Origin of the sequence: Streptomyces coryli, assembly GCF_011044975.1 — a bacterium.
Taxonomy (GTDB): Bacteria; Actinomycetota; Actinomycetes; order Streptomycetales; family Streptomycetaceae; genus Streptomyces; species Streptomyces coryli.
On the sequence record NZ_JAAKZV010000146.1, the window covers coordinates 1 to 20,142 of the forward strand.

Here is a 20,142-nt window from a genome sequence, read left to right on the forward strand (position 1 = left end):
GTGGTGGGGGCGAGGATCGTAAGGTTCTAGGGTGCGCATTGACCTTCACGCCCATTCCACGGCCTCCGACGGCACCGATAGTCCTGCCGAGCTTGTTCGTAATGCTGCGGCTGCTGGGCTGGATGTCATTGCGCTCACCGATCACGACACCACCGGTGGCTATGCCGAAGCGGTGGCTGCGCTTGCTGGTGTTCGTGAGGGTCTGACCCTTGTGCCGGGTGCTGAGCTTTCCTGTCGGCTTGAGCCTGAGGGGGTGGGCCTGCACATGCTGGCCTATCTCTTCGATCCTGAGGAGCCCAATCTCAAGCGGGAGCGGGATCTTGTGCGCGATGATCGCGTGCGCCGGGCTCAGGTCATGACCGACAAGCTCATGGGGTTGGGTGTTCCGATCACCTGGGAGCGGGTGCAGCGGATCGCCGGTGATGGTGCGGTGGGGCGGCCCCATGTCGCCACTGCCATGGTCGAGGCGGGGGTTATCCGCTCGGTCGGTGATGCCTTTACCGCGGAGTGGATCGGTAATGGGGGGCGGGCGTATGCGGAGAAGCATGAGCTCGATCCGTATCGGGCCATCCGGCTGGTGAAGGCTGCCGGTGGGGTCACCGTCTTTGCGCATCCGCAGGCGGTCGCGCGTGGGCGCGTTGTCCCGGTTGACGTCATTGCGGAGCTTGCTGAGGCCGGGCTCGATGGCATTGAGGTCGATCACATGGATCACGATGACGACACCCGTAAGCGGCTCCGTGGGATGGCTGCCGAGCTCGGGCTGCTGGCTACCGGGTCCAGTGACTATCACGGGAGTCGCAAGGCGATCGGGCTCGGGGACAACACGACCGATCCTGAGGTTTATGCGGAGATCGTTCGGCGGGCTACGGGTGCTGAGCCGGTGCGTCGGTAAAAGCGGGATCAATCAGGCCTTAGGCTCTACGCGTGTTCGACCTAGCTCTCTTCGGGTCCGTCTTCGTCACCTTGTTCGTGATCATGGACCCTCCCGGTACGACCCCGATCTTCCTCGCGCTGACCAGCGGTCGGCCGCTGAAGGTGCAGCGCAAGATGGCGCTGCAGGCGGTGGTGGTGGCGTTCGGCGTGATCGCCGTCTTCGCCATCGGTGGGCAGCAGATCCTCGACTACCTGCACGTCTCCGTGCCGGCGCTGATGGTCGCGGGCGGGCTGCTGCTTCTGCTGATCTCACTGGATCTGCTCACCGGGAAGGCCGAGGAGCCGACGCAGACAAAGGATGTCAACGCCGCTCTCGTGCCCCTCGGGATGCCCCTGCTGGCCGGGCCAGGAGCGATCGTCACCGTAATCCTCGCCGTGCAGCGTGCGGATGGCGCGAGCCAGTTGGCCGCGGTGTGGGGGGCGATCGTCGCCATGCACCTCGTGCTGTGGCTGACGATGCGCTATTCGCTGCTGATCATCAAGGTGATCAAGGAGGGCGGTGTCGTCCTCGTGACCCGGCTCGCGGGCATGCTGCTTGCCGCGATCGCCGTGCAGCAGATTGCCAACGGCGTCACAGGCTTTATCGAGGCCGCCTAGCGGCCCCGCTCGATTCAGGCCGCGAAGCGGTCCTGCTCGGCCGGACGGATGTACAGACGCTGACCGGTCTCGGCCGCCTTCTGGACGATGCGTTCGACGGAGGCGGCGTCCACGACGGTCGAATCGACGGCTCGGCCGTCTATGTCGTCCAGGCGCACGATCTCGAAGTCCATGACTTCTCCCTTCGTCTCTCCAGCGTGATCGGTTTTCCTCCGTTCACAACAAGATGGCGGCACCAATCATTCCCTACGCTAAAGAAACTTTCTCGTTGGGAACGAACTCGGCGCTCTGACCAGCGCTGATGCCCGTAAGATCGGAAGCATGCACGACCGATTCGTCCGGATCCGCGGCGCCCGCGAGCACAACCTCAAGGCGGTCGACGCGGACATCCCGCGCGACGCCCTGGTCGCCTTCACCGGCGTCTCCGGCTCCGGCAAGTCCTCGCTCGCGTTCGGCACCCTCTACGCCGAGGCGCAGCGGCGCTACTTCGAGAGCGTCGCCCCGTATGCCCGCCGCCTCATCCACCAGGTCGGCGCACCCCGGGTCGAGGAGATCAGCGGCCTGCCGCCCGCCGTCGCCCTCCAGCAGCAGCGTGGGGCGCCCACCTCGCGCTCCTCGGTCGGCACCCTCACCACCCTCTCCAACTCGCTTCGCATGCTCTTCTCCCGTGCCGGTGAGTACCCGCCGGGCGCTGATCGACTCGACTCCGATGCCTTCTCCCCGAATACGGCCGTGGGCGCCTGCCCGGCATGCCATGGGCTCGGGCGGGTGCATGAGGCGACAGAGGCGTCGCTGGTCCCGGACCCGTCGCTGACGATCCGGGAGGGCGCCATCGCTGCCTGGCCCGGGGCCTGGCTGGGCAAGAATCTCCGGGACATTCTCGATGCGCTCGGTTACGACATCGACCGGCCCTGGCGCGAGCTGTCGCCGGCGGAGCGGGAGTGGATCCTCTTCACCGACGAGCAGCCTGTCGTCACCGTCCATCCGGAGCGGGAGGCGCATCGCATCCATCGCCCGTACCAGGGCACGTATCAGAGCGCCAAGCGCTATGTGCTGCACACCTTCGCCGATTCCAAGAGTGAGGCGCTGCGTCGGCGGGCTGAGTCCTTCCTGGTCAGCGCCGACTGTCCGGAGTGCGGTGGGCGGCGGCTCGGGCGCGACGCGCTCGCCGTGCGGTTCGGGGGGCGGGATATCGCCGAGCTCGCGGCGATGCCGGTGGCGGGTCTTGGGGAGCTGCTGGGGAAGGCGGCCGCGGGGCCCGACGATGAGGCGGCGACGCTGCTTGCCCGCGACCTCGTCGCCCGTATCGAGGTGCTCGGCGAGCTCGGGCTCGGCTACCTGAGCATGGACCGCGCCACACCTACGCTCTCCACCGGCGAACTGCAGCGGCTGCGGCTCGCCACCCAGCTGCGGTCCGGGCTGTTCGGGGTCGTCTACGTGCTCGACGAGCCGTCCGCCGGGCTGCATCCCGCCGACGGGGAGGCGCTGCTCGGCGTCCTGGGGCGGCTGCGGGAGGCGGGCAACTCGCTCTTCGTCGTCGAGCACGACATGGATGTCGTACGGCAGGCCGACTGGATCGTGGACGTCGGACCGCGGGCCGGGGAGCACGGCGGCGAGGTGCTCTACAGCGGGCCGGTGGCGGGGCTGGCGGACGTGGAGGCTTCGCGGACGCGCGGGTTCCTTTTCGAGGGGGAGCGGGTCAGCGAGCGGCGTACGGAGCTCCGGGAGCCGGCGGAGTGGCTGCGGCTGCGCGGGCTCACCCGCCACAATCTGCGGGGCCTCGACGTGGACGTGCCGCTCGGGGTCTTCACCGCGGTGACCGGGGTGTCGGGTTCGGGGAAGTCGACGCTGGTCGGCGAGATCGCGGATCGGGCGACGGGAGTGGTGGACCGTCTTGTCCAGGTCGACCAGAAGCCGATCGGTCGTACGCCGCGCTCCAATCTCGCCACCTACACCGGCCTCTTCGACACTGTGCGCAAGGTCTTCGCCGCGACCGAGGAGGCGAAGGCGCGTGGCTTCACGGCCTCGCGGTTCTCTTTCAATGTCGCCGCCGGGCGGTGTCCCGCCTGCCAGGGGGAGGGCTTCGTTTCGGTCGAGCTGCTCTTCCTGCCGGGGACGTACAAGCCGTGCGAGGAATGCGGCGGGACCCGCTACAACGCGGAGACGCTCTCGGTCCGCTACCGCGGCGCGACCATCGCGGACGTGCTCGATCTGACGGTCGACGCCGCCGCCGACTTCCTCGCCGATGTGCGGCCGGCGGCGCGCAGCCTGGGCACCTTGCAGGAGGTCGGGCTCGGGTATCTGCGGCTGGGGCAGCCGGCCACCGAGCTCTCCGGCGGGGAGGCGCAGCGGATCAAGCTGGCGGCGGAGCTGCAGCGGGCGCATCGCGGGCACACGCTGTATCTGCTCGACGAGCCGACGACCGGGCTGCATCCGGCGGATACGCAGCTGCTGCTGCGGCAGTTGCACGGGCTGGTCGACGCGGGGAACTCGGTCGTGGTCGTGGAGCACGACATGGGCGTGGTCGCGGGCGCGGACCGGGTGATCGACCTGGGGCCAGGCGGTGGTGCGGAGGGTGGCCGGGTGGTCGCGGCCGGCACGCCGGCGGAGGTGGCGCGGTCGGCGGACAGCCGGACGGCGGCGTATCTGCGGCGGTGTCTGTGATGCCCGTATCGGGAAACTGTCAGCACCTAAACCCCAGTTGAGGTTCGGCTAGCCTGGGGGCATGATCCAGCACCACCTCTCCCCTGAGGCCACCGAAGCCACCATCGGCGAGCTGGCCGACCGCAGCGGCGTCCCGCATTCCGCGCTGCGGTTCTACGAGCGGGAAGGGCTGATCAGCAGCCGCCGCACCAGCGGCAACCAGCGCCGCTACAGCCGCGACACCCTCCGCCGCGTCGCCTTCATCCGCGCCGCCCAGCGCGTCGGCATCCCGCTCGCGGACATCCGCGACGCGCTCGCCCTCCTCCCGGAGGAACGCACGCCGACCCGGGAGGACTGGGCCCGGCTCTCGGAAAACTGGCGCGACGAACTCAACGACCGCATCAGCCGCCTGGAACGCCTCCGCGACAACCTCACGCTGTGCATCGGCTGCGGCTGCCTGTCCATCGACGCGTGCGCCCTGGCGAACACGGGCGACCGGCTGGGCGAGCGGTTCGGGCCGGGGGCCCGGGGGCTGTAGCCGCGGCTGTGCCCGTGGCGGGCAGCCCTGTGGTGGCCCTGAGCCCGCCGCCGGCGGCCTTGTAGCCTCGCCGTATGAGCAAGCCGCCCTTCCTCGCCCTCCCGGCCGGGGCCGCCGCCGTCCGGCTCGACACCGATCGCGGCGCCTTCGCCGCCCTCGACGCCGGTACGGGCCGGAGCGGGACCGCGCTGCTCATCCCGGGTTTCACCGGGTCCAAGGAAGACTTCCTCGCGCTGCTTCCGCCGCTCACCGAGGCCGGTTACCGCGTCGTCGCGGTGGACGGCCGCGGCCAGTACGAGACGCCGGGCGCGGACGACGACGAGGCGGCGTACGCGCAGGACGCCCTCGCCCGCGACCTCCTCGCCCAGGCCGCCGCCTTGAGCGACGGCGGCCCGCTGCACCTCCTCGGCCACTCCCTCGGCGGCCACATCTCCCGCGCCGCCGTCCTCCTCGACCCGTCCCCCTTCGCCTCCCTCACGCTGATGAGCTCCGGCCCCGCCGCCGTGGCGCAGGGCCAGCAGGAGCGCCTGAAGCTGCTCACCGACGCGCTGCGCACGATGCCGATGGAAGACGTCTGGCAGGCCATCCGCGCCCTCGACCCGCCGGAGGCCGCGGACGAACGGACCCCCGACGACGTCAGCGCCTTCCTCCACCGCCGCTGGCTGGGCACCCGCCGCGCGCAACTCCTGGCCACCGCCCGGCAACTGGCCACGGCCCCCGACCGCACGGACGAGCTCACGCCCGTACCGCTGCCGAAGCACGTCCTGTCAGGAGCGGTGGACTACGCCTGGCCGGTCCACCTCCTGGACGAGATGGCACAGCGCCTGGGGGCCCGCCGGACGGTGATCGCGGGCGCGGAACACTCCCCGAACGCGGAACAGCCGGCCGAGACGGCCGCGGCCCTGGCGGACTTCTGGACGGAGAGCGCGGCGTCGTAGGGTGCCGTTCATGCCGAGTAGCCAATGGACGTACAACCTGGCCACGGAGCCCAAGGGTCCACCGCACAAGGTGTCCCGCCGCCTTGGCCCGGACACCGGGCACACCGTCGGCTGGCTGGTGCGGATCATGGACCCCGGCAGCGACTTCCGCATCGAGGACGTCGACTTCAAGCCGATCGCGCACCTGACGGCCGAACGGGACGGCAAGCGCCACTCCGTACACCGCATCGATGACGAGCACGGCGCGCTGCTCGCCCGCATCACGCGGCGAAGGCGCCGCTTCCGGCGAACGGTGTGGGAGATCCAGCCCGCGGCCGGTCCCGCGGTGCGTGCCGTCAGGGGGCGGCTGGTGTGGTGGGCGGTGTGGCTGGCGTATCTGCCGGTGAATGTGCTGATCGGCGCCATCCCCGCGCTACTGCTGGACGACGACGCCTGGGTCGGCACCCCGCGCCGCCTGATCTGGCGCGACAGCTCGCACCGGGCACACATCACGTACCGCGGCGTCGCCGACGAATTCCAGGTCCATGAGGAGGGCTGGGACCCGCGCCTCGTATCCGCACTGGTCGGAATCCACGCCCTTCTGGACCCACCGACGGACGAGAACAACCGCCGCATGTAGCCCACCCCAAAACGCAACCACCCGCCCGTTGCTCCGTGCGACTGGGCGGGTGGAGTTGTGCTCGGGGCCGCCGGCCCCGCCCGACCGACCGGAGACAGCAACGGGAAGCACCGGCTATCCGCATTGCGCGGGCCGGCGTCACCCGGATGGCGTCGCCGCCGCTGCGCGCCGCAGCGCCCGCGGGCTCAATTGAGGTGAAGGCACACCGACGAAGTTGAGCCGAGGTACGGCGTCCGATGTCCGCAGCACCGCAGTCCGCCCAGCCGCACGCACACCCCGGGGGCGACGACGCCTCCCGCGCTCTCGCCGACATCGCCCGCCGCCTGGGGACCGCCGCCGGCGCCGTACGCGACGCCGGCCGGACCGTCACCGCCGTCGCCACCGACCCCCGCCTCGCCGCCACCGCGCTGCGGCACCCGCGCACCGGCCGCCCCGCGGCCGCCGCCCTGCGGCGCGCCCTCACCGATCCCGACGGCCTCGGTTACGCCCCCGACGGCGGCCGCGCCGGGCGCGCCGCCCGGCTCGCCGGCGTGCTGCGCGGGCGCGAGAGCCTCGCCGTCACCATGGCCGTCACCGCGCTGAAGCTGCGTATCGACCTGTGCGCCCTGCGCCACCCCGAGCTGCGCGACGCGGACGGGCCCGTACGGAAGCTGCTCGACGCCGTCGAGCGCGACCAGCACGTCGAGGCGATGCGGATCTACCGCGACGCCGTGCGCACCGAGGGCGGCGAGAAGGTGCTCGCCACCCTCGCCCCCGCCTTCGCCGAAATCGCCGCCTGGAATGCCCTCGTCGACGAGAACCCGCTGAACGACCGCGGCGCCTGGGACGTGGTCACCGGCCGCATGGACGGCTACGGCGTGGTCGTCGGCACGTCCGGCGCCCTGTGGGAGCTCCTCGACCGCGGCCGGGGCCGTGCGCAACGCATCGAACCCGGCGTCGGCCTGCTCGCCGTCATCGACCGCTGCAACGTCTCCGTCACCGACCACCTGCGCTGCCTCTCCGCCGTCGGCACCACCGGGCGCCTCATTGTGCAGCGGCGCACCGGCCCGGACGGCAGTCCGCGCTATCTGGTGCTGCTCGCCGGGATGGCGGCCGGCAACCCGGACAATCAGTCCCCGCAGGACCTCGTCGGCGCCGTGCACGCGGTGTCGGCGGCACGCACCCCGTACAGCCGGGCGGTGATCCGGGCGCTGAAGCAGGCCGGGATCGAGAAGGGCGCCAAGATGGCGCTCGTCGGGCACAGTCAGGGCGGCATCACCGCCATGAACGTGGCCGGTGCGCGGGCGGTCAACGAGGCGTTCGAGATCACGCACGTCGTGGCGATCGGCTCCCCGATCGACTACAAGCGTCCGTACGACCCGCGCACCCAGGTCGTCAGCCTCGTCAACGAGCACGATGTGGTGCCCGCGCTGGAGGGCCGCAGTCCGTACTCCGTCCTTCCGCTGCCCGCCGAGTGGCTGGAGTTCACCTGGTTCGACGACAGCCACACCTTCCCGCAGTGCCACAACGCGCTGATCTACGCGGACAACCTCGACCGGCTGGTGCCGGAGGCCCGCGACCGGGTGGACGAGCTGCTCGCCGACTACCACGGGCCGGTCGAGGCGACGTTGCTCTTCCGGCTGTTCGACCGCTGACGCAGGAGCCGCACCATGGACACCGAGCCCCGCCCCGGCACCCGCCACCCGTCCCGGCTCGAGGCGGCCGAGGCCGCGCTGCTGGCCCGGCTGGCGCGCGGGCGGGAGTGGCATGAACTCCCGCTGCCGCTGGGCCTGATGAGCCTCAAGGCGCTGCGCGAGGAGCTGCGCCGCGAGAATCTCCTCGATACGGCCGGAGCGGGCGGCGAGGCGCAATCGCATCACGCGGCGGCGGAGCTGCCCCCGTACCGGACGTACGACGGCCGGAATTACGACCCGCGGGACGCCGGCATGGGGCGGGCGGGGACGCGCTTCGATCGCAATGTGGCGCTGGGGCTCACCCGTCCCGAGGACGAGCACGGCGGGCTGATGTCGCCGTCGCCGCGCGAGGTCAGCCGGGCGCTGCTGGCCCGTAACGGGGGCTTCAAGCCGGCGCCGACGCTTAACATGCTGGCCGCGGCGTGGATCCAGTTCCAGAACCACGGCTGGTTCAGCCACGGCGACAACACCACCGACGACCCGCTGGAAGTGCCGGTCGCCGACGGCGACGACTGGCCGCAGTGCCCGATGACCGTGCGCCGCACCCGCCACGACCCGGTGCCGCACGACGACCCCGACCGGCCGCCGACGTACGAGTGCACGACCACGCACTGGTGGGACGGCTCGCAGATCTACGGCTCCGACGAGGCCCGCTGCCGCTCGCTGCGTACGGGCGAGGGCGGCAGGCTCGCGGTCGGGGACGACGGCCGGCTGCCGGACGAGACCCGGCCGGGGCTCTCGGGCGTCGACCTGACGGGCTTCAGTGACAACTACTGGGTTGGCCTGTCGATGCTGCACACGCTCTTCGCCAAGGAGCACAACGCCATCTGCGACCGGATCCGCTCGGCCCACCCGACCTGGGACGACGAGCGGCTCTTCCATACGGCTCGGTTGGTCAACTCGGCCGTCATGGCGAAGATCCACACGGTGGAGTGGACCCCAGCGGTGATCGGCCACCGCACCTCGCGGGCGGCCATGCACCTGAACTGGTACGGCGCGCTGCCCGCGAAGGTGCGCGGCAGGGTGCGGCGGCACGGGACGGGCGAGATGGTGTACGGCATCCTCGGCTCGCCGATGGAGCACCACTCGGCGCCGTTCTCGATGACCGAGGAATTCGTCACCTGCTATCGCCTGCATCCGCTGATCAGGGACGAGTACGAGATCTCCTCGCACCGGACCGGCGAGGCGCTCGGCAGCGTCGGCTTCGAGCCGATGCAGGGGCTGGCCACCCGCGCCTCGGTCGCGCGGTGGGGCTGGTCCGATCTCTTCTACTCCTTCGGCCGGCTCAACCCGGGCGACATCACGCTGCACAACCACCCCGACGGGCTGCGGGCGCTGCGCCGGGTCACGGGGGAGTTCGTCGATCTGGGGACGGTGGACGTGCTGCGTGACCGGGAGCGCGGGGTGCCGCGGTACACGGCCTTCCGGGAGGCGATGCACCGGCGCCCGGTGGGCTCGTTCGAGGAACTGACGGGCGGGGACGCGGGACTGGCGGCGGAGCTGGCGGAGGTGTACGACGGCCGGCTCGACCGGGTCGACACGATGGTCGGCATGTACGCCGAGCCGCGGCCCCCGGGATTCGCCTTCAGCGACACGGCCTTCCGGGTCTTCGTGCTGATGGCGTCGCGGCGGCTGAAGAGCGACCGCTTCTTCACGGACGACTACCGGCCCGAGGTGTATACGGCCGAAGGGCTCGAGTGGGTGGACAGGACCGGCATGCGCGAGGTGCTGCTGCGCCATCACCCGGAGCTGGCGCCGGCGCTGGCCGGGGCGAAGAACGCGTTCGCGCCGTGGACATCGGTGCGGTGAAGGAGACAGCCGTGGAACGACAGCAGCCGTGGTCCGAGTCCGTGCTGGAGCAGGCGCGGGTGCTGCGGGAGCAGGGGGAGTCGCTGCGCGAGTGCCGGCAGGCGCTGCCGCGCGGGTCCGAATCCGGGACCTATGCGCGGGACTTGGAGGGGGAGCTGGCGGCGCAGGCGGAGCGCTGCGATGCCGCGGCCGCGTCGCTGGAGACGGCGGGAGAGGCGCTGGCAGCGCACGAGGCGGTGCTGCGGGAGCGCCGGCGGCGCTGAACTGCCGCTATTTCCCGGAGGATTCGCCATAGCGGGTGGCGATCGCGGTGCCACGGTCGCGCAGGGAGTCGCGCAGCCACTGCGGGGACAGCGCCTCCGCGTTCGTACCGAGGTGCCACAGCGCCCATTCGGCGTGGCGCCGGTCCTGGAAGGTGACCTCCAGCCGCAGCCGGCCGTCCGCGTCGGCTTCCTCGGCGAGGACGGCCAGCGCGGTCCCCACCAGGTCCGCCCGTCGCGCCGGCTCCACCCGCGCCAGCACGGTGACTTGGTCGCCGCCGGTACGGAAGCGGGTGCTGCGCTCCTGCCACGCCCGGTCCAGATCGACCCGGTCGGGCCGCCGCGCCGGTTCCGTGAGCTCCTCGGCGGCCAGGATGCGGGACAGCCGGTAGGTGCGGTCCGCGCCGGACCTGGTGGCCAGCAGGTAGCTCTGGCCGCCCGCGGTGACCAGGCCGACCGGGTCCACCGTGCGCCACTTCGGGGCCTGGTCCGCGGCCGCGTACCGGATGCGCAGCCGGTGGCCGGCGAGGACCGCGCGCCGGACCTCGGCCCCGATCGCGTCGGGCACCTCCTCGGCGGTCAGCCGGCGCGCGAGGAGATCGGTCTCCGGGTCGATGAGCAGGCGCTGCGCCGCGCCCGCGGCGGTCGCCCGGTAGCTCTCCGGGAGCGCGTCGATCACCTTGCGCATCGCCGAGGCGAGCGCCGGGCCGAGGCCGAACGCCTGCGCGCCGCGCCGCGATCCGGCCACCAGCAGGGCGAGGGCCTCGTCGTGGTTCAGCCCGGTGAGCTCCGTATGGAAGCCGGGCAGCAGCGCGAAGCCGCCGTGGCGGCCGCGCTCGGCATAGACCGGGACGCCGGCCGCGGACAGCGCCTCGATGTCGCGCAGCACAGTGCGGGTGGACACCTCGAGCTCGCGGGCCAGCGCGGTCGCGGACATCCGGCCGTGCTGCCGCAACAGCAGCACCAGCGATACCAGGCGGTCACCGCGCATGCGGAAACTCTACGGGAATACGTGACACAGGATGTCGTATATATCTTGCGAGGCTTGCCCACATGACGAAAGCAGCGGCCAATGAGCCGAATGACCTGGGCAGATACTTCATCGAGCGGGCGAACGCGGGCGACGTCGACGGGCTGGTGGCATTGTATGAGCCGGACGCCGTACTGGCGTTCCCGCCGGGCAGCCTCGCGACCGGACACGCCGAAATCCGCAAGGTCTACGAGCAGTTCGTCGCCGCCGCGCCGGTGCTCTCGCCGGGCCGGCAGCACCCGGCGCTGGTGACCGGCGACCTGGCGCTGACGTCCACCACGCTGGACAACGGCGACATGACCGTCGAGATCGCCCGCCGCCAGCCGGACGGGTCGTGGCTGTGGGTGGCGGACCAGCCGTAGCGGGAGGTGTCAGGTCAGCGGGCCGTCAGGCGCAGCCGCGTCGCCGTGGAGTCGCACGACAGGGGCAGCGGGCGCCTGGGCGACAGCCGCGGGCTCAGCAGCGTCACGTCGGCCCGCTCCAGCACCCGGGAGACGAACGAGGCCGCCAGCAGCACCCCGACATTCGTACCCGCGCACATCGCCTCTCCCCGGCTGAACGGGCAGACCGCCAGGTCCCGCTCCGCCGGCCCGTCGTCCAGCCACTCCTCCGGCGCGAACCGGTCGGCGTAGGTCAGTCGCACCCGGTCCCGGTTGTGGAACAGCGTCGGGATCGTCACCCCGATCCCACCCGGCACGGCGTGGCCGCCCAGTGTCACCGGCGCCGTCGTCTCCCGCATCAGCGCCGCCACCGGCGGCCACAGCCGCGCCGCCTCCTGCACGCACGCGCGGGTGTACGGCATCCCCCGCGGGTCTGCCGCCGCCTCCGCGCGCACCCGCTCCCGCTGCTCGTCGTGCGTCGCGAGCAGGGCCAGGCCCATCGTCGCGGCGCCGCGCACCACCTGCATAGCCATCAGCCAGTGCACCACCTGGGCGTCCGGCTTGGTGTCAGAGGTCTGCGGGGCCTCGGCGAACAGCGCCGCGACCGACCGGGGTTCGGCGGCGGCGAGGTGGCCGCGCAGGCGGGAGTTGAGCTGCGCCAGCGCCTGCGTGATCTCCTGCGCCTTCCACTTGCGCAGGCCCACCCAGTTGGCCTCGCCGGTGACGACGCCGAGCAGCCGGCTGAGCTCCTCGTCGTCGGCCGCGCGGTCGCCGAGGACGACGCGGCGGCCGATCCGGTTCATGGCGGCGATGGTGGCGTCGTAGTCCAGGACCGTGCTGCCGCCGGTGGCGAGCAGCCGGTCCGCCTCCTCGGCCGCCACCGCGGCGAAGCGTTCGGCGTACGGGTGGAAGCGCTCGCGCGCGGCCAGCACGTACTCGTTGAAGGCCCTGCGGTCGTGCCGCAGCGGGCCGTTGGTGACGACCAGCGCGTCCGGCTGGATGCCGCCGAAACCGCGCACCTTGTCGCCGGTACCGACCGCCCAGACGTCGACCGGGCCGCCCAGCACCTCCGTGACATCGCCGGGATCGAGCACCAGCACCGACGGGCCACCCAGCGCGCGCACCCGCAGCGGGGCGCCGGCGTAGCGCTCGCGCAGGTCGTACAGCAGCTCCATGGAGCGCCGCGCCTGGTCGAGGTGCAGCCCCGCGTCCCGCATCCGGGGGCGGGGCTTGAACACGCCGTTCAGCAGCACGGGCCCGTAGAAGAGGGCGAGCAGCCGGGCGTTCTCCGCCGGGGTCACCGACGGCAGCGGGCGGGCGGCGGCGTCGGTGCCGCCCGTGGGCGGGGCGGCTTCGGTGGCGGTCATGCGGCGAGCACCTTCCCGGGGTTGAAGAGGCCCTCGGGGTCGAGGGCGCGTTTGACGTCCTGCTGCAGGCGCAGCTCACGCGGCTCCAGCTCGCGGGCGAGCCACTCGCGCTTCAGCGTGCCGACGCCGTGCTCGCCGGTGATGGTGCCGCCGAGTTCGAGAGCGGCCGCCATGATCGCGTCGTACGCCTCGCGGGCGCGGCGCATGGCGTCCGGGTCGGTCTTGTCGAAGATGACGGAGGGGTGGAGATTGCCGTCGCCCGCGTGCCCGATCGTCGATACGTAGAGGCCGTACTGCTCGGCGATGTCGTCGATCCTGTCGATCAGGACGGCCAGTTGGGCGCGCGGCACGGCCACGTCCTCCACGAAGGACGCGATCTCGCCGGGCATCTTCTTCGCCTGCTCGGTGAGCGCCGGCAGCACCAGCCGGCGGGCCTCGAGGATCTCGTGCGCCTGCTCGGCGTTCTCCGCGGCGGTGGCGGCGAGGGCCCCGGCCTGCTCGCAGAGCGCCGCCATCTCCTTGATACGGGCCGCCGCGTCCGGTGCGTCGCTCGCCACGATCAGCGTGGCGGCCGCGCCCGGCGGCAGCAGCGGATGGCCGAGCTCGGCGATGGCCTCGCTGGTGCGCCGGTCCAGCAGCTCCAGCGCCGAGGGAGTGTGGCCGGCCTCGGTGATGCCGCCCACGGCCGCGCCCGCGGCGGTCGCCGACGGGAAGGTGGCGAGGAGCGCGAGCGCCTCGCCGTGCGGCGGGCGCAGGGCGAGGGTGGCCTCGACGATGACGCCGAGGGTGCCCTCGGAGCCCACGAACAGGTGGGTCAGGTCGTAGCCCGCGACGCACTTCACCGTACGGCGGCCGACCTTGACCAGCTCGCCGTCGGCGAGGACGACGGACAGGCCCATGACGTAATCCGCGGTCACGCCGTACTTCACGCAGCACAGGCCGCCCGCGCCGGTGGCGATGTTGCCGCCGATCGTGCAGGTCTCCCAGGAGGCGGGGTCGGGCGGGTAGAAGAGCCCTTGTTCCGCCACCGCCTTGGCCAGCTCCGCGGTACGGACGCCGGGTTCGCAGCGGACCAGGCGGTTGGCCTTGTCGATCTCCAGGACGCGGTCCATCTTCAGCAGCGAGAGGACCACGCCGCCCTCGATGGCATTGCCGCCGCCGGCCAGACCGGTACGGGAGCCCTGCGGCACGATCGGGACGCGGTGCGCGGCACAGGCCCGTACGACCGCCTGCACCTGCTCGACGGTGGTGGGCGAGACGACCGCGGCGGCCCGGCCCGCCTCGCCGAAGGGGGCGGCGTCCTCGCGGTGGGCGAGGACGGTCTCCTCGTCGTCGAGCACCAGCCCGGCGGGGAGCGCGGCGCGCAGGTCGGCGAGGAGAGCGGCGGCGGGGGCGGGCTTGGTCGGGGCAGACACGACTCCTCCAAAGGGAGCTACAGAACGGGGAGTTCGGAGGTGATGGGGACCTCGATGAGGACCGGACCGGTGTCGCGCGGCCCGGTGGTGGCGGCGCGTACGAGGCCGGTGACATCCGCGGGGGTGTCGGCGCGGTGGGCGGTGACGCCGTAGCCGCGGGCGAGGGCGCACAGGTCGAGGCCGGGGATGTCGAGGGCGGGGACGCCGGGGGTCTTCTCGAAGCCGGCGAACCACTTGAGGATCGCGTACTCGTGGTTGGCCGGGATGACGAAGGTGACGGGGACCCGGTAGGCGGCGGCGGTCCAGAGGGCCGTGATGGCGTACTGCGCGGAGCCGTCGCCGATCACCGCGACCACCGGGCGGTCAGGGGCGCCGAGTTGGGCGCCGACAGCGGCGGCGAGGCCGAAGCCGAGGCCGCCGCCGGTGGTCATGAGGAAGGAGTTGGGGGCGGAGATGGGGATGTGGGCGCGGAACGCCTGGATGTTGGAGGGGGATTCATTGACCCAGAGGGTGTTGGCGGGGGCGCCGGCGGCGACGGCTGCCATGAGGGCGGAGGCCGGCATGGCGGGGGCTGCCGCCGGGTCGTCGTCGGAGTCGGGCGCGGCGTTCGTACGGGGGCCTGCACCGGCATCCGTGCCGGATCCGGCACCCGGTCCCGTACCGCCGGATCCGGCACCCGATCCGGTACCGCCGGACCCGTCGCCCTCCGGCGCCGGAGCGCCCGGCGCGGGCCGCGGCGGCACCGGCCGCTCCGGCACCAACTCCGCCAGCGCGGTCAGCGTCGGCCGCAGCCCCGCCACCACCGCGTCCCCGGCGGGCGCGCGGGCCGCCTCCGCCGGGTCGCTGGTCAGCAGCACCAGCTCGGCGCCGGGCGGGAGCACCGGGCCCGGCACGTACGGGTAGTAGCGGAAGACCGGGGCGCCGCACACCACCACCAGGTCGTGCCCGGTCAGCGCCTGCGCCAGCGGGGCCAGGGCCGGTGGCAGCACACCGCGGAAGTGCGGATGGTTCTCCGGGAAGCCGACCCGGCCCTCGATGGGCGAGGCCCACACCGGCAGCCCGGCCTTCTCGGCCAGCGCCACCGCCGCGTCCCAGGCGCCCTCGCCGTCGACCGAACCGCCGGTCACGAGCACGGGGTTGGCGGCGGCGGCGATCCGCTCGGCCAGCCGCGCGACCGCATCGGCGGAAGCCGCCGACTCCCCGTCGGTGCGCCGTCCGGTGACGGCCCGCGCCGCCTCGGCGGCAGCGCCGTCCAGCTCCACGTCGAAGTCGTCCATCGGCAGCGATACGAACACCGGCCCCCGCGGCGGCGTCATCGCCGTGTGCAGTGCGCGGGCCAGCGCGGCCGGCACGTCCTGCGGCCGGGGCGGCTCGTACGCGAACTTCACCGCCGGGCGCGGCAGGGCCGTCGGATCGGCGTTGGTGAGCAGCGCCTCCATGGTCATCATGGCGCGGACCTGCTGGCCCGCGGTGATGACCAGGGGAGTGTGGTTGGAGGCGGCGGTGACGATGGCGCCCATGGCGTTGCCCACGCCGGGGGCGGTGTGCAGGTTGACCAGCGCGGGCCGCCCGGTGGCCTGGGCGTAGCCGTCCGCGAGGCCGGTGACGACGGCCTCCTGCAGCCCGAGGACGTACCGGAGGTCGTCGGGGAAGTCGCGCAGGAACGGCAGCTCGGTGGAGCCCGGATTGCCGAAGACCGTCGTCAGCCCATGAGCACGGAGGAAGTCCAGCACGGCGGTACGGACGGTATGCGGCATACGTCCACCTTGCCTGCGGGCCGGAGGCCGCGCTGCCGGGGACTACTCCGTCCGAGGCGCCCGCCGCGCGCTTTCCGGACAGCCGCCTTCGCTCACGCCCCCGTCTTCGGGACGGCCTTCTTCACCGCCCCGGCGAGGTCGGTCAGCGGATCGACCTCGGGCGCGTACTTGCTGGGCACCCGCACCTCCACGAACGCCTTCCGCTTCAGCGCGGTGAAGAGATAGCCGTCGTCCTGCTGCTCCAGCAGCCACTGCACCCCGTTCACCTCCACCGACTCCGCGGTCGGGTTGTAGTGTGCTGTGCCTGGCGTCAGCACCTTCGGCCGGGGCACCCCGCAGCGCAGCGCGATCGCCGGGTCGCCCCAGGCGGCGGTGTAGTCGGACTCCGGCTCCGCGTCGCGCCGCTGCTGCCCGTCCGCGCTCTTGGGCAGCGCCTCCGCCAGCGCCTCGCAGGCGCTCGCGGCGGCGCCGGCGGGCTTCGGCGGCTCGACCTCCGCCGAGGACGAGCAGGCGGCAGCGGCCGCGAGGACGAGACCGGCAGCGGTACGGAGCAGGACCGGTGGGGCGTAACGCTTCACCGGGCGAGCATACGGGGGCTCAAATATGGACGACCGGACAGGTCAGGGTGCGCGTAATGCCCTCCACCTGCTGGACTTTCGCGACCACCAGGCGGCCGAGATCGTCGACGGTGTCGGACTGCGCGCGCACGATCACGTCGTACGGACCTGTCACATCCTCGGCCTGGAGCACTCCGGGGATTTTCGCGATCACCTCGGCCACCGCGGAGGCCTTGCCGACTTCTGTCTGGATCAGGATGTAGGCCTGTACCACGGGTCCTCCAGGAGGCGGCTACGAGGATCATGCAAGAGGGGGGAGCCCACGCTATCGCGTAGCGGGCAGCGGACGGGAGCCCTGTGCGGGCTGCCAAGGGCGACACCGCATTCCGTTAAGTTGACGACAATGGCATCCGACAGGAGCGCGGCGGGGCTCGAGCGATTGGGCACCATGGGTGCGGCAGGACGCAGGACTCGGGAGGACATACGGTGAAGGGCACTGTGGGAGAGCTTGGCGAGTTCGGGCTGATCCGCGAGCTCACCTCCCGGCTCACCACCACCCCGGCCGTCCGGCTCGGCCCCGGCGACGACGCCGCCGTGATCACTGCGCCCGACCGTCGGGTGGTGGCCAGCACGGATGTGCTGATCGAGGGCCGGCACTTCCGCCGCGACTGGTCCACGGCCTACGACGTGGGCCGCAAGTCCGCCGCCCAGAACCTCGCCGACATCGCCGCGATGGGCGCCGTCCCGACCGCCCTGCTCCTCGGCCTGGTGGTCCCCGCCGAGCTGCCGGTGACCTGGCCGGCCGAGCTGATGGACGGCCTGCGCGACGAGGCCCAGGTCGCCGGAGCGGCCGTGGTCGGCGGCGATGTGGTCCGCGGCGATGTGATCACCATCGCGATTACGGCCCTGGGCGACCTCCAGGGCCACGACCCGGTGACGCGGTCGGGCGCCCGCCCGGGCGACGTGGTCGCGGTGACCGGCTGGCTCGGCTGGTCGGCGGCGGGTCATGCCGTGCTGTCGCGGGGCTTCCGCTCACCCCGCGCCTTCGTGGAGGCGCACCGCAGGCCGGAGCCCCCGTACCAGGCGGGCCCGGCGGCGGCCGGCCTGGGCGCCACCTCGATGACGGACATCAGCGACGGCCTGGTCGCCGACCTCGGCCACGTGGCGGAGTCGAGCAAGGTCCGTATCGACCTGCACGCCGCCGCCTTCGACATCCCCACCCAGATGTCCGACATCGGCAAGGCGGTGGGAGTCGACCCGCTCCAGTGGGTACTCACCGGCGGCGAGGACCACGCGCTGGTCGCCACCTTCCCGCGCGGCCGGCAGCTCCCGGCCCGCTGGCGGGTGATCGGCGAGGTACAGGCCATGTCGGCGACACCGCAGGTGACCGTGGACGGCAAGCCCTGGCTGGCCGCGGGCGGCTGGGACCACTTCGGGAGCGACGAATGACGGCTCAGGCACCGCCCCGGGTACTGACGGTGGCCGGCTCGGACTCCGGCGGCGGTGCCGGCATCCAGGCCGACCTGAAGACGATGCTGGCGCTCGGCGCCCACGGCATGAGCGTGCTGACGGCGGTGACGGCCCAGAACTCCCTCGGCGTCCAGGGCGCCTGGCCGCTCCCGGCCGAGGCGGTCGAGCGGCAGTTCCGCAGCGTCGTGGACGACATCGGCGTCCAGGCCCTCAAGACCGGCATGCTGGCGTCGGCGGAGCTGGTGGAGACGGTGGCGGGCCTGCTGTCGTCCGTAGCCGCGCCGGTGGTGGTCGACCCGGTGGGCGTCTCGAAGCACGGCGACTCCCTGCTGGCGACGGAGGCCCTGGACGCGGTCCGTACGAAACTCCTCCCGGCGGCGACGGTCGCGACCCCGAACCTGGACGAGGTGGCACAGCTCACAGGCGTACGGGTGTCCGGCGAGGCGGACATGCGCCGGGCGGCAGCGGCGATGCTCGCCTTCGGCTCGCAGTGGGTCCTGATCAAGGGCGGCCACCTGCCGTCCTCGGACGACGCGCTGGACCTGCTGACGAACGGCACGGAAGAGCATTGGCTCCGGGCCCCGCGACATGACAACCGTCACACCCATGGGACGGGGTGCACGCTGGCGAGCGCGATCGCCACGTATGTGGCGAAGGGGTACGACGTGCCTGGGGCGGCGCGGGCCGCGAAGGCGTATGTGACGGGGGCGATCGCGGCGGGGTTCCCGCTGGGAGGGGGGATCGGCCCGGTGGACCACGGGTACCTCTGGCGAGGACAGCAGCCCGATTCAAGCCCGTCCGGCGTTTGAGGACGAGCGCCGCCAGGCGCGATAAGGGGGTCTGGGGGCGAAGCCCCCAGCAACCAAGCCCGCCCACACACGCAAAACAGCCGGCTCGCCCAAAGGCGAACCGGCTATCGCGTCCGGCAGGGCTGCGCAGCTAGTTAGCGCGAGACCTTGCCGGCCTTGATGCACGAGGTGCATGCGTTGAGGCGCTTCGGCGTCCCGCCGACCACCGTGCGAACCGACTGGATGTTGGGGTTCCAGCGACGGCGCGTCCGGCGGTGGGAGTGCGAGATGTTGTTGCCGAAGCCCGGCCCCTTGCCGCAGACGTCGCAGTTGGCAGCCACGGGTCACTCCAAAGACTTCAGATACTTAACGGAACTCCCGACACCAGAACGGTCGGCCGGGAACTGTCTCTTTCAAGACTGGCCCGGTGGATACCGGGCAACCTGAGCAGCATACCAAGGTCGTCCCGGCGAGACGAAATCGCTAGTCTGCGCACATGCTCGACGCCCCCGCCGTACGCACCTGGTGCGCGCTGGCCCTGGACGCCCTGGGCCGCTCCCGCGAGGAGATCGACGCCATCAACGTCTTCCCCGTGGCGGACGGCGACACGGGCACGAACCTCTACCTGACGGTGGAGTCGGCGGCCCAGGCCGTCGACGCCGTCTTCACAGCGTACGACCCGGGTGCCCCGACCCCGGCGGACACTCTGCAGGCCATGGCCCACGGCGCCCTCCTCGGCGCGATGGGCAACTCGGGCACGATCCTGGCGCAGTGGCTGCGCGGGGCCTCCGGCCGGGAAGCGGCGGCGGGGAGCGGCGCCGACGGCGACGCCCTGCGGCTGGCCGCCGCCCTGGAAGAGGCCGCGACGGCCGCACGCGCGGCGGTCGCGCACCCGGTCGAGGGGACGATGGTCACGGTGGCGGCGGCCGCCGCGGCCGCGGCACGGGCCGCGCTGCCGGGCGACGTACGGGCAGCCGCCGGCCGCCCCACCGGACCGGCGGGCGCCCGCGGCACGGAATCGGGAGGTGCCGACGGCACGACCGCCTCCGCCGACGGCACGACCGCCCCGGGCGGAGCCCCCGCCGCTGACACGGCCGCGGTCGCCCTGGCCGCGTACGAAGGTGCGCGGACCGCGCTGCGCGGCACCCCGGACCAGCTCCCGGCCCTCGCCGCCGCAGGTGTCGTGGACGCGGGCGGCCTCGGCCTGCTCACCGTCCTGGGCGCCCTCGCGGACGCCCTGGCGGGCGAGGGCGCGGCCACCCGCCTGACCGCACGCGGCAACGCGCACGAGGGGACGGCGACCCAGCCAAAGGCGCCGCCCCAGCCACAGACAGCCGACGACCCAGCCCTCGCACCCCCGCCCATCCC

Annotated in this window: 20 protein-coding genes and 1 pseudogene; 13 read left to right on the forward strand and 8 right to left on the reverse strand. The window is 72.6% G+C overall.

Features of this window, described 5'->3' with window-relative positions:
• Window positions 1–31 precede the first annotated feature (31 nt).
• Together G5C51_RS26780 and G5C51_RS26785 are read left to right on the forward strand one after the other, a co-directional pair.
• Window positions 32–892, forward strand: coding sequence for a PHP domain-containing protein (locus G5C51_RS26780; RefSeq protein ID WP_165240790.1), 861 nt, complete (start codon window positions 32–34; stop codon window positions 890–892).
• 32 nt (window positions 893–924) lie between these two features.
• A complete protein-coding gene (locus G5C51_RS26785; protein WP_165240791.1) occupies window positions 925–1,530 on the forward strand; it encodes a MarC family protein in 606 nt (201 codons plus the stop codon).
• A 14-nt stretch (window positions 1,531–1,544) separates the two neighbouring features.
• On the opposite strand, the gene G5C51_RS26790 is transcribed toward G5C51_RS26785, so the two are convergent.
• On the reverse strand, window positions 1,545–1,703 hold the full coding sequence (locus G5C51_RS26790) for a hypothetical protein (RefSeq protein WP_165240792.1): 159 nt from the start codon (window positions 1,701–1,703) through the stop codon (window positions 1,545–1,547).
• Between the two features lie 148 nt (window positions 1,704–1,851).
• On the opposite strand from G5C51_RS26790, the gene G5C51_RS26795 reads away from it, so the two are divergent.
• The 7 genes from G5C51_RS26795 to G5C51_RS26825 all read left to right on the forward strand — a co-directional run bounded on the left by G5C51_RS26795 (window position 1,852) and on the right by G5C51_RS26825 (window position 10,013).
• Window positions 1,852–4,194 carry an ATP-binding cassette domain-containing protein gene (locus G5C51_RS26795; protein WP_165240793.1) on the forward strand — a complete coding sequence of 781 codons (2,343 nt, stop codon included), beginning with the start codon at window positions 1,852–1,854 and terminating at the stop codon, window positions 4,192–4,194.
• A gap of 61 nt (window positions 4,195–4,255) precedes the next feature.
• Window positions 4,256–4,711: a redox-sensitive transcriptional activator SoxR gene (soxR, locus tag G5C51_RS26800; protein ID WP_165240794.1), complete on the forward strand. Its 456-nt coding sequence runs from the start codon at window positions 4,256–4,258 to the stop codon at window positions 4,709–4,711.
• 74 nt (window positions 4,712–4,785) lie between these two features.
• The gene (locus tag G5C51_RS26805) at window positions 4,786–5,649 is read left to right on the forward strand and encodes an alpha/beta fold hydrolase (RefSeq protein WP_165240795.1); all 864 of its coding nucleotides are present in this window, start codon (window positions 4,786–4,788) and stop codon (window positions 5,647–5,649) included.
• 10 nt (window positions 5,650–5,659) lie between these two features.
• Window positions 5,660–6,268, forward strand: coding sequence for a hypothetical protein (locus G5C51_RS26810; protein ID WP_165240796.1), 609 nt, complete (start codon window positions 5,660–5,662; stop codon window positions 6,266–6,268).
• A gap of 236 nt (window positions 6,269–6,504) precedes the next feature.
• Entirely contained in the window at window positions 6,505–7,902 is a 1,398-nt protein-coding gene (locus G5C51_RS26815; protein ID WP_240929940.1) for an alpha/beta hydrolase family protein, read from the forward strand.
• A gap of 15 nt (window positions 7,903–7,917) precedes the next feature.
• Window positions 7,918–9,750: a peroxidase family protein gene (locus G5C51_RS26820; RefSeq protein WP_206314358.1), complete on the forward strand. Its 1,833-nt coding sequence runs from the start codon at window positions 7,918–7,920 to the stop codon at window positions 9,748–9,750.
• Between the two features lie 11 nt (window positions 9,751–9,761).
• Window positions 9,762–10,013, forward strand: coding sequence for a hypothetical protein (locus G5C51_RS26825; RefSeq protein ID WP_165240797.1), 252 nt, complete (start codon window positions 9,762–9,764; stop codon window positions 10,011–10,013).
• Between the two features lie 7 nt (window positions 10,014–10,020).
• On the opposite strand, the gene G5C51_RS26830 is transcribed toward G5C51_RS26825, so the two are convergent.
• A complete protein-coding gene (locus tag G5C51_RS26830) occupies window positions 10,021–11,001 on the reverse strand; it encodes a helix-turn-helix transcriptional regulator (RefSeq protein WP_165240798.1) in 981 nt (326 codons plus the stop codon).
• A 62-nt stretch (window positions 11,002–11,063) separates the two neighbouring features.
• On the opposite strand from G5C51_RS26830, the gene G5C51_RS26835 reads away from it, so the two are divergent.
• Window positions 11,064–11,402, forward strand: a complete 339-nt coding sequence (locus tag G5C51_RS26835; protein WP_165240799.1) for a YybH family protein — start codon at window positions 11,064–11,066, stop codon at window positions 11,400–11,402.
• A gap of 14 nt (window positions 11,403–11,416) precedes the next feature.
• Here G5C51_RS26835 and G5C51_RS26840 read toward each other — a convergent pair whose 3' ends face one another.
• From G5C51_RS26840 to G5C51_RS26860, 5 genes are all read right to left on the reverse strand, one after another.
• Window positions 11,417–12,787, reverse strand: a complete 1,371-nt coding sequence (locus tag G5C51_RS26840; protein WP_165240800.1) for a cytochrome P450 — start codon at window positions 12,785–12,787, stop codon at window positions 11,417–11,419.
• Window positions 12,784–14,202 (reverse strand): FAD-linked oxidase C-terminal domain-containing protein, encoded by a 1,419-nt coding sequence (locus G5C51_RS26845; RefSeq protein WP_165240801.1) that lies wholly within the window; start codon window positions 14,200–14,202, stop codon window positions 12,784–12,786. The genes G5C51_RS26840 and G5C51_RS26845 overlap by 4 nt, the downstream gene beginning before the upstream one ends.
• Before the next feature lie 17 nt (window positions 14,203–14,219).
• On the reverse strand, window positions 14,220–15,959 hold the full coding sequence (gene mdlC, locus G5C51_RS26850; protein ID WP_165240802.1) for a benzoylformate decarboxylase: 1,740 nt from the start codon (window positions 15,957–15,959) through the stop codon (window positions 14,220–14,222).
• Between the two features lie 92 nt (window positions 15,960–16,051).
• Window positions 16,052–16,537, reverse strand: coding sequence for a DUF3515 domain-containing protein (locus G5C51_RS26855; protein ID WP_338118309.1), 486 nt, complete (start codon window positions 16,535–16,537; stop codon window positions 16,052–16,054).
• Between the two features lie 19 nt (window positions 16,538–16,556).
• On the reverse strand, window positions 16,557–16,790 hold the full coding sequence (locus G5C51_RS26860) for an Lrp/AsnC ligand binding domain-containing protein (protein WP_165240803.1): 234 nt from the start codon (window positions 16,788–16,790) through the stop codon (window positions 16,557–16,559).
• A gap of 212 nt (window positions 16,791–17,002) precedes the next feature.
• Between G5C51_RS26860 and G5C51_RS26865 the strand changes: the two genes are divergently transcribed.
• Entirely contained in the window at window positions 17,003–17,965 is a 963-nt protein-coding gene (locus tag G5C51_RS26865; protein WP_165240804.1) for a thiamine-phosphate kinase, read from the forward strand.
• On the forward strand, window positions 17,962–18,795 hold the full coding sequence (thiD, locus tag G5C51_RS26870) for a bifunctional hydroxymethylpyrimidine kinase/phosphomethylpyrimidine kinase (protein WP_165240805.1): 834 nt from the start codon (window positions 17,962–17,964) through the stop codon (window positions 18,793–18,795). The genes G5C51_RS26865 and thiD overlap by 4 nt, the downstream gene beginning before the upstream one ends.
• 209 nt (window positions 18,796–19,004) lie before the next feature.
• Here the strand turns inward: thiD and rpmB are convergent.
• Window positions 19,005–19,115, reverse strand: a pseudogene (gene rpmB / locus G5C51_RS44395) (50S ribosomal protein L28); the annotation flags it as partial.
• A 155-nt stretch (window positions 19,116–19,270) separates the two neighbouring features.
• Here rpmB and G5C51_RS26880 point away from each other — a divergent pair.
• The coding region (locus G5C51_RS26880) for a DAK2 domain-containing protein (RefSeq protein ID WP_165240807.1) at window positions 19,271–20,142 on the forward strand (872 nt) is incomplete at its 3' end.